General features: G+C 68.1%; 10 protein-coding genes. 5 read left to right on the plus strand and 5 right to left on the minus strand.

What is annotated here, in order from left to right:
- Positions 1-120: 120 nt before the first annotated feature.
- From fliI to fliF, 4 genes are read right to left on the minus strand one after another with little or no spacing between them, the layout of a single operon-like run.
- On the minus strand, positions 121-1,548 hold the full coding sequence (gene fliI, locus AC3WR5_RS29410) for a flagellar protein export ATPase FliI (RefSeq protein WP_141290616.1): 1,428 nt from the start codon (positions 1,546-1,548) through the stop codon (positions 121-123).
- Positions 1,548-2,384, minus strand: coding sequence for a FliH/SctL family protein (locus AC3WR5_RS29415; RefSeq protein ID WP_492489102.1), 837 nt, complete (start codon positions 2,382-2,384; stop codon positions 1,548-1,550). The genes fliI and AC3WR5_RS29415 overlap by 1 nt, the downstream gene beginning before the upstream one ends.
- Positions 2,371-3,381, minus strand: coding sequence for a flagellar motor switch protein FliG (fliG, locus tag AC3WR5_RS29420; protein WP_141291723.1), 1,011 nt, complete (start codon positions 3,379-3,381; stop codon positions 2,371-2,373). The genes AC3WR5_RS29415 and fliG overlap by 14 nt, the downstream gene beginning before the upstream one ends.
- Positions 3,382-3,400: 19 nt before the next feature.
- Positions 3,401-5,095, minus strand: a complete 1,695-nt coding sequence (gene fliF / locus AC3WR5_RS29425) for a flagellar basal-body MS-ring/collar protein FliF (protein ID WP_492489104.1) — start codon at positions 5,093-5,095, stop codon at positions 3,401-3,403.
- A 198-nt stretch (positions 5,096-5,293) separates the two neighbouring features.
- Between fliF and fliE the strand changes: the two genes are divergently transcribed.
- The 5 genes from fliE to aqpZ all read left to right on the plus strand — a co-directional run bounded on the left by fliE (position 5,294) and on the right by aqpZ (position 10,751).
- On the plus strand, positions 5,294-5,626 hold the full coding sequence (gene fliE / locus AC3WR5_RS29430) for a flagellar hook-basal body complex protein FliE (RefSeq protein WP_492489106.1): 333 nt from the start codon (positions 5,294-5,296) through the stop codon (positions 5,624-5,626).
- A gap of 208 nt (positions 5,627-5,834) precedes the next feature.
- Positions 5,835-7,244 carry a S53 family peptidase gene (locus AC3WR5_RS29435; protein ID WP_492489107.1) on the plus strand — a complete coding sequence of 470 codons (1,410 nt, stop codon included), beginning with the start codon at positions 5,835-5,837 and terminating at the stop codon, positions 7,242-7,244.
- Positions 7,245-7,646: 402 nt separating this feature from the next.
- Complete coding sequence (locus tag AC3WR5_RS29440) at positions 7,647-9,059, plus strand: S53 family peptidase (RefSeq protein ID WP_231011866.1); 1,413 nt, start codon at positions 7,647-7,649, stop codon at positions 9,057-9,059.
- Between the two features lie 148 nt (positions 9,060-9,207).
- Complete coding sequence (locus tag AC3WR5_RS29445) at positions 9,208-9,645, plus strand: SRPBCC family protein (RefSeq protein ID WP_492489108.1); 438 nt, start codon at positions 9,208-9,210, stop codon at positions 9,643-9,645.
- Positions 9,646-10,022: 377 nt separating this feature from the next.
- Positions 10,023-10,751 carry an aquaporin Z gene (aqpZ, locus tag AC3WR5_RS29450; RefSeq protein ID WP_259372423.1) on the plus strand — a complete coding sequence of 243 codons (729 nt, stop codon included), beginning with the start codon at positions 10,023-10,025 and terminating at the stop codon, positions 10,749-10,751.
- Positions 10,752-10,831: 80 nt separating this feature from the next.
- On the opposite strand, the gene AC3WR5_RS29455 is transcribed toward aqpZ, so the two are convergent.
- Complete coding sequence (locus AC3WR5_RS29455; protein ID WP_492489110.1) at positions 10,832-12,823, minus strand: reprolysin-like metallopeptidase; 1,992 nt, start codon at positions 12,821-12,823, stop codon at positions 10,832-10,834.
- Positions 12,824-13,182: the final 359 nt, after the last annotated feature.

Genomic DNA, 13,182 nt, shown 5'->3' on the forward strand with positions numbered 1-13,182 from the left:
GGCTACGGACACTGCAACAACAGCCGGGACGAAGCAGCAGCTTGCGCCGAAAGGCCGGCCTGCACTGCGTGGAACAACACCTTCAACAATGCCTTCTTGTGGGATTCAGCCAGGCAGCGCTCAGCCGCCCGCCTGGTTCTGGGGCTGGCCTGCGGGGTTCAGGCGCAGCAGTGCGCGGCGGCTGGCTTCCAGCGGGGCGCGCTCCTGCATGCCTTGCTGCAGCAACGCCACCAGCTGCGGGTGCACCTTGACGGCGGCGTCCAGCTCGGGATCGGCGCCGGGCACGTAGGCGCCGAGCTGGATCAGGTCACGCGCCTTGTTGAACTTGGCCATCCACTGGCGGGCACGGCGGGCGCCTTCCAGGTGATCGCGCGGCGCCACCGCGGTCATCACGCGGGAGATGGATTTCTCCACGTCGATGGCCGGGAAATGGCCGCTTTCGGCGAGCTCGCGCGACAGCACGATGTGGCCGTCGAGGATGCCTCGGGCCGCATCGGCAATCGGGTCCTGCGGGTCGTCGCCTTCGGTCAGCACGGTGTAGAAGGCGGTGATGGAGCCCACGCCGTTGAGGCCATTGCCAGAGCGTTCAACCAGCTGCGGCAGCTTGGCGAAACAGCTTGGCGGATAGCCCTTGGTGGCCGGCGGCTCGCCGATGGCCAGGCCGATCTCGCGCTGCGCCATCGCGTAACGGGTCAGCGAGTCCATCAGCAGCAGCACGTGCTGGCCCTTGTCGCGGAAATGCTCGGCCACCGCGGTGGCATAGCTGGCGCCCTGCATGCGCACCAGCGGCGGGGCGTCGGCCGGTGCAGCAACGACGACCGCGCGCTGCAGGCCTTCGTCGCCGAGGATGTCTTCGATGAATTCCTTGACTTCACGACCCCGCTCGCCGATCAGCCCGACGACGATCACGTCGGCCGCCGTGTAGCGGGCCATCATGCCCAGCAGCACCGATTTGCCCACGCCGGTGCCGGCAAACAGGCCGATGCGCTGGCCGCGGCCCACGGTGAGCAGCGAGTTGATGGCGCGCACACCGGTGTCCAGCGGCTGGCGCACCGGGTCGCGGTCCATCGCGTTGATCGGGCGGCGCACCATCGGTTCGTTGAGCACGTCCTGCAGCGGGCCCCCGCGGTCCATCGGGTGGCCATGGGCATCGACCACGCGGCCCAGCAGGCCTTCGCCCATCGGCAGGTGCAGGCCGCGGTCTTCGCTGCGCCGCCAGGGATGGTTTTCCACGCCCAGGCGAGGGGGAATCTGCGGCACCGGCAGCGGCACCACCTGGGCACCACTGGCCAGGCCATGCAGCTCGCCGGTCGGCATTAGGTAGGCGCGGTCGCCATGGAAGCCGACCACTTCGGCAGTGACCGGCGACTCGCCGGGCACCCCCACCGAGCAGACGGCGCCGACCGGCGCACGCACGCCAGCGGCTTCCAGCACCAGGCCGGTCACGCGCACCAGCGAGCCCTGCATTTCCAGCGGCTGCGGCAAGGAGGCGTAGTTCTGGATGTCCTGCAGGAAGCGCTGCCAGCGCTCGGGGCGGGTGGTGAGCATCAGGCGTCTGTTTCGGGTTCGGGTTCAAGCGGCTCGGCCTCGGCGGCTGCGCCGCCTTGCCAGGCCAGCGGCACGGCAAACACCGCAGCGGCCTGCGCCCAGCGGCTTTCGATGCGCGCGTCCACGCGGCCCAGGTCGGACTCGACGATGCAGCCGCCACGGGCGACCTGCGGGTCGGCGATCACCATCACGTCGCGCGTGCGCAGCGTGTCGGCAGCGCCCATTTCGACCAGCACCACGTCTTCGGGGTGCAGCCGCAGCACCAGGTGCTTGGCGGTGACCATGACCGCGGCCACGGCTTGCTGCGCGACCTGGACCACGCAGTCCGGCCGCTGTTCGAGCTCGCTGCGCACGACCTGGCGGGCCAGCTTCAGGGCGGTCTGCACGAGCGCGTCGGCCATGCGGGTTTCGAGGCCACCGAGCTGGTCCTGGAACTCGGCCACGACCTGCGCCATCTGCGCGCTGATCTGCTGGGCGAACTGGCGCTTGGCAGCTTCCAGCGCCTCCAGCCCGTCGCGGTAGCCTTCCTGGTAGCCGCTCTGCCGTGCATCGACCGCCTGCTTGCGGCTGGCCTGCATCAGCTCTTCCAGCGTGGGCGCGGGGGGTGGCGGCGGTGCGGGCGGCGGCGGCGCCACCGGCGCCTGCGCGGCCGGCGGCGGGTTGACGACGACGCCGGGCGGCAACCCGCCCAGGCCGCCACCAAAGGTGTCGGGCGTCCAGGCGGCGAAGTTGTCCAGCTCCTCGCGGGGAATGAAGCGGGTGTAGGCGTTGGCCGGGCGGTTGCCGCCTTGCGGCGGCGGCACCGGGCGCGGGGTGTTCGGCTTAGAGGAAGTCATCGGCGCCTCCCGATGCCAGCACGATCTGGCCTTCGTCGACCAGGCGGCGGACGATCTTCAGCAGTTCCTTCTGCTCGGCTTCGACTTCGGAGACGCGCATCGGGCCGCGCGATTCCAGGTCCTCGCGCAGCGTTTCGGCGGCGCGGCTGGACATGTTGCGGAAGACCTTCTCGCGCATCTCGGCGGTGGCGCCCTTGAGCGCCACGACCAGCGAGTCGCTCTGGACTTCCTTCAGCACGGCCTGGAAGCCCTTGTCGTCGAGCTTGTTCATGTCCTCGAAGGTGAACATGTTGTCCATGATCTTCTGGGCCAGGTCGCCGTCGGCTTCGCGGATGTAGTCCAGCACCGAGGTCTCGACCGAGGAGCCCATCATGTTGATGATCTCGGCCGCGGCCTTGGCGCCGCCCAGCGAGGCCTTGCGCAGGCGGTCGCCGCCGGCCAGCACCTTGTTCAGCACTTCGTTCAAGTCCTTCAGCGCAGAAGGCTGGATGCCGTCCAGCGTGGCAATGCGGATCAGCACTTCGTTGCGCTGGCGCTCGGTGAATGACTTCAGCACGGTGGAGGACTGGTCGAAGTCCAGGTGCACCAGGATGGCCGCGATGATCTGCGGGTGTTCGTTGCGCAGCAGCTCGGCCACCGAGCCGCCGTCCATCCACTTCAGGCTCTCGATGCCGGACACGTCGCTGCCCTGCAGGATGCGGTCGATCAGCAGGTTCGCCTTGTCGTCGCCCAGGGCCTTGCGCAGCACGGCCTTGACGTATTCGTCGGTGTCGGCCACCAGCATGTGCTGGGCTTCGGCCTGCTTGCTGAATTTCTCCAGCACCCGCTCGACCCGCTCGCGCGGGATGACCTTCAGCCGGGCAATGGTTTCGCCCAGCTTCTGGACCTCCTTGGGCCCGAGGTGCTTGAACACGCCAGCCGCCTCTTCCTCCCCGAGCGACATCAGGAGGATGGCGGCGTTTTCGGCGCCTTCGTCGTCTTTCGAATTTCCAGCCATGGGGTCGTTCGTTGCCTGTTCAGGTGGCGATTTCGCCGGTCACCCATTCGCGCATGATGTTGGCCACGGCGCCTGGGTTGTCACGGGCCAGCCGTCGTGCGGCTTCCAGCTGGGTGTTCTCAAGAGGTGCCTCAAGTGCAGGCAGTCCGCTGCCGCCGGCCAGGGCCGGCAGGATGTTGTCGTCATCCACCACCGCATCGAGCTGCTGGCCCTTGTCGTCCTTCTCGACCTCGATCGGCGTCAGCACCTGGCGGATGCCAGGCCGGATCACGCCAAAGATCAAGGCCAGGGCCACCAGGGTCAACGCGGCAGGCACGCCGGAGGCACGCGCCAGGTTCAGCAGCCACGGCTGCTTCCACAGTGGCAGATCGTCGGCCGCAGGTTCGGTGACAGGCTTGAACGGCGCGTTGATGACCTTGACCGAGTCGCCGCGCTCCTTGCTGAAGCCCACGGCTTCCTGCACCAGCGCGGTCAGCTTCTCGATTTCCTCGGGCGGCAGCGGCAGCGTCGTGGTCTTGCCCTTGGCATCGGTTGAGGTGCGGTGGTTGACCACCACGGCAGCGTTCAGCCGGCGCACCGCGCCAGTGGCATTGCGCGTCACGCGCACGGTCTTGTCGACCTCGTAGTTGGTGGTGGCTTCGCGGCGCGAGCTGCCGCCGCTGCCGCCCATCTGGGTGGCCTGCAGCGGGGCCGAGGCGCCGTTGATCGGCGCCGTGGCCGGCACCGGGGGCTGGTTGGTCGCGGCACCCGGCACGCCGGTGGGCATGGGGTTGCCGGCGCCATTGGATTCGGCGCTCTGGGTGCTGCGCACCGCGGCCGGCTCGTTGCCCTGGTTGGGGCGGTATTGCTCGGAAGTGGCTTCGGTCTGGTTGAAGTCGATGTCGGCGGTCACCGAGGCGCGCAGGTTGTCGCGGCCGACCACCGGCTCCAGCAGGTCCTGCACGCGCTTGAGGTAGCTGGCCTCGATCTGATGCACGTACTGCAGCTGCTGTTCGTCCAGGCTGCGGGCACTGTCTTCGCCAGGGCCAGAGAGCAGGGTGCCGCGCTGGTCCAGCACGCTGACGGCCTTGGCATTCAGGTCCGGCACGCTGGACGACACCAGGTGCACGATGGCCGCGGACTGGGCACGGTCCAGCGTGCGGCCGGGCATCAGCGTCAGCATCACGCTGGCGCTGGGTTTTTGCTGCTCGCGGAAGAAGCCGTTCTGGTTGGGCAGGGCCAGGTGGACGCGGGCATCTTCCACGCCGTCCAGCTTGGTGATGGTGCGCACCAGCTCCCCCTCCAGCGCGCGCTGCATGTTCAGGCGTTCCTGGCGGTCGGTCTGGCCGAAGCGGGCGTTGTCCAGCAGCTCGTTGCCGGTGACGCTGGCCTTGGGCAGGCCGGCAGCGGCGAGCTTCATCTTCAGGTCGTAGACCTTGTCGGCCGGCACCATGATGGAGGCGCCGCCGTCGCTGTGCTTGTAGGGCACGCCCATCTGCTGCAGCTGGGCCAGGATGGCGCCGGCTTCCTTGTCCGGCAGGCCGCTGTAGAGGATGCGCCAGTCGCCCTGGCTGGCCCACAGCATCATCGCCACCATGGCCGCCAGCACGGCGGCCACCGCACCGCCAAGCTTGAGCTTGGTGGCGGGCGGCATGGCCATCAGCTTGGCCACGGCGCCTTGGGGGGCGACCGGAGTCAGCTCGGCGGGTACGGGGGCGACAAGGGCTTGGTCCATGGGATCGGGCACTCAGCAGCGAAAAGGTCAACGGCCCCACAAGAGGGCACGGACCGGATTGTTCGCCAGCACCCTGGTTCACCAAGACGCGAGAAACCCGCCAATCGCCTCGCAGTTCCATCCATAGAGAAGCCCGGCGATCTCTACCATTTCGGTCATGCCCTCCACTTCTTTAGGGCCCCTAGAGAAGGAAATGCCATGGACCTGAAGCTCAAACCTTTCGACTTCGCGCAAGCAGTTGCCAAAGCAGGCCTGTCCCAGGACGGCACGCCGCTTTCGCGCGCCAAAGCGACGAACAGCGTCGAAAAAGGCAGCTTCCAGACGGCCATGAGCAGCGCGCTGAAGTCGGTCAGCGACTCGCAGCTCGAAACCCAGCGCATGCAGAAGGAACTGCAGCTGGACAACCCGTCCGTCAGCCTGGAAGACACCATGATCGCGATGCAGAAGTCGCAGCTCGGTTTCCAGGCCACGCTGTCGGTGCGCAACCGGCTGGTGCAGGCCTACACCGACATCATGAACATGCAGGTGTGACGCACCGGTGCTGCGGCACCATCTCCGTTTTGGGGGACGCTCAAAGAGGGGACGACGTGCACGACACCCCCTGCAAGAGGGGTGTCGCTCTCCTGCCAGAAGCACAGACTGCGGTCGCGCTCCAAGCCTTCACAAGGCTGACTCACAGGCCGGAATGCACCGGCCGCCGGGGCGCTGATGACTGCATCCATTCCTTCTGGAGAACAACATGAGAGACGCCTCTACTCACTTCAAGCGCTGCCTGCTCGCAGCCGCCGTTGCCACCCTGCCCGGCCTGAGCATGGCCGCAGCCACCGACAGCGCGATGACCCCCGGTGCAGACGCGCTGGCCGCACCCGAACCTGACGCGGTGGGCCGCTATGTCCTGCCGCCCAACGTGTTCCGCCCGGACAGCAGCGTGCGCCGCGCCGAAGACCGCGGCCAGCGTGTCCACACCAACTACGTGATGCACAACCGCAACGGGGTCAAGGTCAACCGCCTGGAAGACCTTGCCCTGCCAGCCCCCGAGGCCAATCCCGCCCCCAACGCCACGTTCGCCGAGTACCCGGCTTCGCTGGCCTGCATTGCCAAGGTCGGTCCCGCCTACAGCGGCTGCGTGCCGACCAACAACGCGGCCTACAACGCCACCGGCGGCGGCCGTGCGATCGTCATCGTCGATGCCTACGACTACCCCACCGCTGCGGCCGACCTGGCCACCTTCAGCTCGTTCTTCGGCCTGCCGGCGGCCAACTTCACCAAGGTGATCGCCAACGGCAACGGCGCCTGCGTCACCCCGCCCTACAACTCGGGCTGGGCGCTGGAAGCCGCACTGGACGTGCAGTGGGCCCACGCGATGGCGCCCAAGGCCAAGATCATCCTGGTCGAGGCCTGCTCCAACAGCTGGGCCGACATGATGTACGCCGAGCAGATCGCCATCCAGCAGGCGAATGCCGCCGGTGGCGGGGAAATCTCGAACAGCTGGGGCGGTGCCGAATGGAGCACTGAGTCCACCGACTGGGACTGGGTCTTCCGTTCCAACTGGGTCGCGAACAAGCCGGTCAACTTCTTCTTCTCGGCGGGTGACTCGGGCCTGGGCGCACAGTTCCCCAGCGCTTCGCCGTGGGTGACCTCGGTGGGCGGCACCACCATCAACCGTGACCCGACCACCCAGGCCTTCCTGAGCGAAAGCTGCTGGGCGGGTTCGGGCGGCGGCACCAGCGCCTACGAAACCTACAGCACCACGTTCGGCAGCGGCACCGGCCCGTGGACCAACTACCAGTACCCGCTGTTCGGCCAGGCCGCACGCCATTCGCCGGACATCTCGTTTGACGCCGACCCGGCCAGCGGCGCCTGGGTCTACAACGCCGGCAACTGGTACGTGGTCGGCGGCACCAGCCTGGCCGCACCGCTGGTGGCCGGCATTACCAACACGTCCAACAACCGCCTGGGCATGGCGCCCAAGGCTGGCGGCTACTACACGAACGCGCAGAACAACCTGCTGTACGCCGAGTTGCTGACGAACAAGGACTACGGCGTCAATTTCTATGACGTGACCACCGGCAACAACGGCGCCGCAGCCGCCGTGGGCTGGGACCAGTGCACCGGCGTGGGCAGCCCGCGCGGCCGCGTCGGCAAGTAAGCCAGCGTCCATCTCCCTCCTCCTGACGGCCTGGCACCAGGCCTTCCAGCGGACCTGCAAGGCAAAGGCCACGGCCTTCCCGCCTGCAGGTCCGCTTTTTCGTGGGCGGCACTCCGCGGTTCCGAAGCGGCAACTGCCGGTGGACGAGGCGTGGTCACCTACGCGCCTTGAACGTGAAATCCGGCCCGGAAGTGCCACCGCCTCACCCTTCCGGAAGCAGATTGCCCAGGAGTGTGGGACACGGTTCACGCAGCCCGAAAAAGAGGATGCGGAGCCGCTTGCAAACGCACAGACTGCGCTCGCGTTCGCCCGGCACCAGGTCTGACACGCCGGCCGGCCGGCAGGCATGCATCCGCCTGCCCGTGCGCACTGCCTTTGCATTCATTCCATTCGGAGAGATACATGAGAGACACCTCTGTCCACCTGACACGTTGCCTGCTGGCGGCCGCCGTTGCGGTCCTGCCCGGCCTCGCCATGGCCGCCGCCGCTTCCGACAGCCCGATGACCCCGGGCGCCGAAGCCCTGGCCGCCCCCCAGCCCGAGGCCGTGGGCCGCTACGTGCTGCCGGCCACCGTGTTCCGCCCGGAAAGCAGCGTGCGCCGCGCCGCGGACCGCGGCCTGCGGGTGCACACCAACTTCGTGGTGCACAACCGCCACGGCGTCCAGGTCAACCGGCTGGAAGACCTGGCCGTGCCGGAACCCGAAGCCAACCCGGGCCCGAATGCCTCGGGCACCGAATACCCGGCATCGCTGGCCTGCATCGCCAAGGCCGGCCCCGCCTACAGCGGCTGCAAGCCAGTCAACAACGCGGCCTACAACGCCACCGGCGGCAGCCGCGTGATCGTCATCGTCGACGCGTACGACACCCCCACGGCGGCAGCCGACCTGGCCTACTTCAGCACCTACTTCGGCCTGCCCGCGGCAAAGTTCAAGAAGGTGATCGCCAACGGCAACGGCGCCTGCGTCACCCCGCCCACCAACTCCGGCTGGGCGCTCGAAACCGCGCTGGACCTGCAATATGCCCACGCGATGGCGCCTGGCGCCCACATCGTGCTGGTCGAAGCCTGCTCCAACAGCTGGGCCGACATGATGTACGCCGAGCAGATCGCCATCCAGCAGGCCAATTCCTACGGCGGCGGCCAGATCTCCAACAGCTGGGGCGGCGCCGAGTGGAGCACCGAGTCCTCGGACTGGGATTGGGTCTTCCGCTCGAACTGGCTCGAAGGCAAGACCGTGAGCTTCTTCTTCTCGGCCGGTGACGCCGGCCTGGGCGCCCAGTGGCCCAGCTCCTCGCCGTGGGTGACCTCGGTGGGCGGTACCACCATCAACCGCGACGCCACCACCAACGCCTTCCTGAGCGAAAGCTGCTGGGCTGGCTCGGGCGGCGGCACCAGCGCCTACGAGACCTGGAGCACCACCTTCGGCACCGGCACCGGCCCATGGACCGGCTTCCAGTACGCGCAGTTCGGCCCCTCGGCCCGCCACACGCCCGACATCTCGTACGCAGCCGACCCGGCCAGCGGCGCATACGTCTACAGCGCTGGCGCCTGGTACGTCGTCGGCGGTACCAGCCTGTCTGCACCGTTGGTGGCTGGCCTGGTCAACGGCGCAGGCAACCGCCTGGGCGTGGCGCCCTCGGCCGGCGGCTACTACGGCAACATGGAGAACAACCTGTTGTACGCGCAGCTGCACACCGCCAAGGAATACGGCACCAACTTCTATGACGTGACCACCGGCAACAACGGCGCTGCAGCCACCGTGGGCTGGGACCAATGCACCGGCGTGGGCAGCCCGCGCGGCCGCCTCGGCAAGTAAGCCAGGCCAGGCACCGGATGACCCGGCACCCGGGTCATCACGGCGATGCCCGCGAAGCTGCTTTGCCACGGCCTGCTGCCATCACGCTGTCAGCAGGCCCCCCCGACACTGGCTGCCAGATTGACCCACTCAACAGGCAGACAACACCATGTGGCAAAGCGAATTCAGCATCCTGGCAGCCGCCTCTCCCGCCGCCGTCTGGCGGCTGTTCTCAGACGTGGCCGGCTGGCCGCGCTGGAACGCCGGCATTGAACACATCACGCTCGAAGGGCCCTTTGCCAGCGGCACCCAGTTCGTCATGAAGACACCCGGCCAGCCGGCTTTCACCAGCCGCTTGCTGGCGGTGCAGGAGAACCTCGGCTTCACCGACGAAACCGTCATCGACGATGTGCGCGTGCTGGTGGACCACCGCATCGAGCGGACCGACAACGGCTGCGTGCGCATCACCTACGCTGCAACCGTGCATGGGCCCGAAGCCGAGATGATCGGCAAGGCTGTGACCGAGGACTTCCCGCAGGTGCTGCATGCGCTGGCCATGCGGCTGCGCGCTGACGCGCCGGTGAGCCGGGTGCTGAGCCGCGCCTGAACGCGCGCTGCAGGGGCTTGGGGAGAGCGTTGCGGCGGCGGCCGCTTTTGCGCGATGCTACGGCCCCGCGAGCAACCGCCGCTTCTCTCAGGGCCTGGCAAGCGGCGGCGATGCCAACCTCGGGACCCCTGGGGTGACAGGCTGGACCTGGCGGCGCTGGGCTTCGAGCTGCTCGCCGATTGCAGCGACCTTGAACTGGTCGCCCGCTATGACCCGCAAGGCCTGAACCGGCTGCAGCCCTCCGCCCTCCGCCCTCAGCCGCCTGGCCCACGCGCGGGTGGCGCAGCAGGCTGCCGCCAGCCTCGTCCAGCATCCCCAATTTGAATGACGCCGCCTGACCCTTCGGGCCAGCAGCTTGTGGCAAGCTGCGCCGGCTTTTGAAACCTTGGCTCGATCAATTCAAACGGGAAAACAACATGCGGCAATACGGCGCGGAGTTTCTGGGAACATTCTGGCTGGTGCTGGGGGGCTGTGGCAGCGCGGTGCTGGCGGCCGCCTTTCCGAATGTGGGCATCGGCCTGCATGGCGTGTCACTGGCTTTCGGCCTGACAGTGCTGACGATGGCGTTTGCCATCGGCCACATCTCCGGCTGCCACCTGAATCCGGCCGTGTCAGTCGGCCTGTGGGCGGGCGGCCGCTTTCCGGCCAACCAGTTGCTGCCCTACATCGTGGCCCAGGTGCTGGGCGGCCTGGCGGCCGGCGCGGTGCTGTACGTGATTGCCAGCGGCGCGCCCGGCTTTGACGTCAGCAAGGGCTTTGCCTCCAACGGCTACGGCGCGCATTCGCCTGGCGGCTACTCCTTGCTGGCCGCGCTGGTCACCGAGGTGGTGATGACGATGTTCTTCCTGCTGGTGATCCTGGGCGCGACCGACAAGCGTGCGCCGGCCGGCTTCGCCCCCATCGCCATCGGCCTGGCGCTGACGCTGATCCACCTGATCAGCATCCCGGTGACCAACACCTCGGTCAATCCGGCGCGCAGCACCGGCGTCGCGGTGTTCGTCGGCGACTGGGCGCTCGGCCAGCTGTGGCTGTTCTGGGTGGCACCGATTGCCGGTGCCCTGCTCGGCGCCTTCGCCTACCGCACGATTGCCGGCGAAGAACGCTGATCTGCCAGGCCGCCTCGGCGGCAACGCAACGCAAAACGCGGCCGAGGCCGCGTTTTTTCATGGGCGAATCCCGAGCGGCTTCATCCGCCGATGCGGAAGTCCACGTCCGAGATGTCGAAGAACACGTTGCCGTGGCACTTGACCTTGATGCGTGCCTGCGAGGTGCTCACCGCCGGCAGCGTGACCTTCGCCGAGCCGGTGTTGGCAGCCTTGGCCTTCAGCTGGTAGCCCATCGTCTGGCCGCCGTCAGTGGACAGCCAGATCTCCACGGCCGCGCAGGACACAGGCGCCACGTCGGTCTTGGCCACGTCCCACTTGACCTTCAGCGTGCCGCCAGCCGTGGCCTGCACGTTGGTGTTCGGCGTGGTGACCTTGAACGGGCCGGCGTCTGCCGTCACGTTGAAGCTCAGGTCGGCGCTGGCCAGGCCACCGGCAGACGGCGCCGCCTGGTTGTCACGCACGATGAAGCGGAAGTTCAGCGGGCGGGTCTCGGTGGGCAGCAGTTCGCCCAGCGTGTGGGTGTTGCCCAGCAGGTCGCTCAACTGCGGGAAGGTGCGCGTGGTCGAGGCCACCGGCGGGAAGGCGCGGAACAGCGGCGCGGTGCCGGTGGGCGCGTCAGGCGAGCCGCCGGGCCCCAGGTCGCGCTCTTCCCACTGGTAGCTCAGCGTCTTCTTGCCATCCGCGTCCTTGCCCTTGCCGGTGAGCTCAAAAGGCGTGTTGGCCGGGATGGTGAAGCCACCGGCTGGCGCCGTGGCGGTGGGCGGTGTGTTGCCCGAAGCGGTCACCGCGGCGCAGCTCGCGCCGCCGCCGCTGCGGGTGTAGGCCACGATCTCGTCGTAGCTGGCGCTGTGGAACTGGGCGTCGCTGTGCGGCTGGATGTCGTCCGCGCCGCAGATGCCGGCATAGCCCATGATGGTGGTGCCGCTGCCCGGCTCGTAGGCCGCGCTGGCAGCGCGGTTGCCGCCGCCGCAGGAGCCGGTCACGCTGTTGAAGGTGTGGTTGGCACCGAACTGGTGGCCCATCTCGTGCGCCACGTAGTCGATGTAGAAGCCGTCGCCCACCGGCGAGCCGAGGCCGGTCACGCCGCCGGCCTTGTTGCTGCCGCAGATCACGCCCAGGTAGGCCACGCCGCCGCCGCCGGTGCTCACCACATGGCCGATGTCGAAGGCGTCGTTGCCCAGCACCGTGCGCAGCGTGCGGATGTTCTGGCCCAGCATCGAGCTGCCATTGTTGTTGGCATACGGATCGGTGCCGGCATCGGTGTAGATGATGGCGTCTTCGCCTTCGATCAGTTGCAGGCGAATGCCCATCTCGCGCTCGTAGACGCCGGTGACGCGGTTGGTCAGGCTGACCAGTTCAGCCAGCACGCCGGCCTTGTTGGTGGGCGAGGCGTCCGGATCCTGGAACTTGGCGTATTCACCGGTGGTGGCCAGCGCCAGCCGGTAGGTCAGCAGCTCGGTGCCGGTGGTGGCGCCCGCCAGGCCTGCAGTCGCGCGGGCAGACGAGGCCTTGCCGCCCGGCGGCGTGAGCACCTGGTCTGCGTCGCGGTGGCGCAGCGGCAGGTCCTGGCGCAGGTAGACCTGGTGCAGGCCGGCATTCGCATCGCGGCCCGGGTCGATGAAGACCCGGCCCTGCGGCGTGAACACCATGGCCTTGAAGCCGTGCGGGCTGAAGTCGATGCGGGCCGTCACGCCAGGCTGGTCGACCGCTGTGCCAAGCAGGCTGTGGATCTGCGGGTAGCGCGCGGCAAGGCCGGGTGCCATCACGTCCACCGGCGAGAGGCGGAAAGTCAGCATGCTGCCATCGGGCATCGGCAGGTCCAGCAGCGGACGCAAGGCCTCGGCACTGCTGGCGGCCGGCACACGCTCGACCAGCGCCTGCAGCGAAGCGCTGTCCCACTGCACCCAGCGCGCCTTGGGCGCAGCCAGGGCAGCCTGCACCGAAAAGGCCTGGGCCGCCTGCGCGGGCGGCACGTCACGCCACAAGGGCGCGGCGATGGCAGCCGACGCACCCAGCGCCGAAGAAGAAATTCCCAGCACCAGCACGGCGCGCCAGACAGCAGCAAACAACATCAAATACAACTCCGTAGGATGAGGTAGGTCACCCGCCGCTCACGCCAACCAATGTGGCGGCCGGACAAACCAAAGCCCCGGATGCGCCTAGCCTGCGAGCGATGGGTGCAGAGCAGTGTCAGGGTTTTGCGCGCGGACGCAAATCCCTACGATGGCAAGCCGCAGGAGGAAGGACGTGAACTGCTGTTGTAGACGTGGTTGCGCCAGCCGTTCTGGAGCCCTCTTCGCCCTTCTTGAGTCGGCCCTGCAAAATCCATTTCAAGCGCAGCGACAGCAGTCATGTGATTCCTTGAGCCGCAGCGGTCACGTTGCAGACGGGGCATCGAAGCCAGAGCGCGGGTGACGCAGCAGGCTGGCCA

Source organism: Ideonella sp. FW305-24 (assembly GCF_058788035.1).

Bases quoted from the DNA above. Each gene is read 5' to 3' on its own strand.
- fliF (WP_492489104.1), bottom strand. From the start codon at position 5,095: ATGGACCAAGCCCTTGTCGCCCCCGTACCCGCCGAGCTGACTCCGGTC.
- fliI (WP_141290616.1), bottom strand. From the start codon at position 1,548: ATGCTCACCACCCGCCCCGAGCGCTGGCAGCGCTTCCTGCAGGACATC.
- AC3WR5_RS29455 (WP_492489110.1), bottom strand. From the start codon at position 12,823: ATGTTGTTTGCTGCTGTCTGGCGCGCCGTGCTGGTGCTGGGAATTTCT.
- AC3WR5_RS29445 (WP_492489108.1), top strand. From the start codon at position 9,208: ATGTGGCAAAGCGAATTCAGCATCCTGGCAGCCGCCTCTCCCGCCGCC.
- AC3WR5_RS29440 (WP_231011866.1), top strand. From the start codon at position 7,647: ATGAGAGACACCTCTGTCCACCTGACACGTTGCCTGCTGGCGGCCGCC.
- fliE (WP_492489106.1), top strand. From the start codon at position 5,294: ATGGACCTGAAGCTCAAACCTTTCGACTTCGCGCAAGCAGTTGCCAAA.
- AC3WR5_RS29435 (WP_492489107.1), top strand. From the start codon at position 5,835: ATGAGAGACGCCTCTACTCACTTCAAGCGCTGCCTGCTCGCAGCCGCC.
- fliG (WP_141291723.1), bottom strand. From the start codon at position 3,381: ATGGCTGGAAATTCGAAAGACGACGAAGGCGCCGAAAACGCCGCCATC.
- AC3WR5_RS29415 (WP_492489102.1), bottom strand. From the start codon at position 2,384: ATGACTTCCTCTAAGCCGAACACCCCGCGCCCGGTGCCGCCGCCGCAA.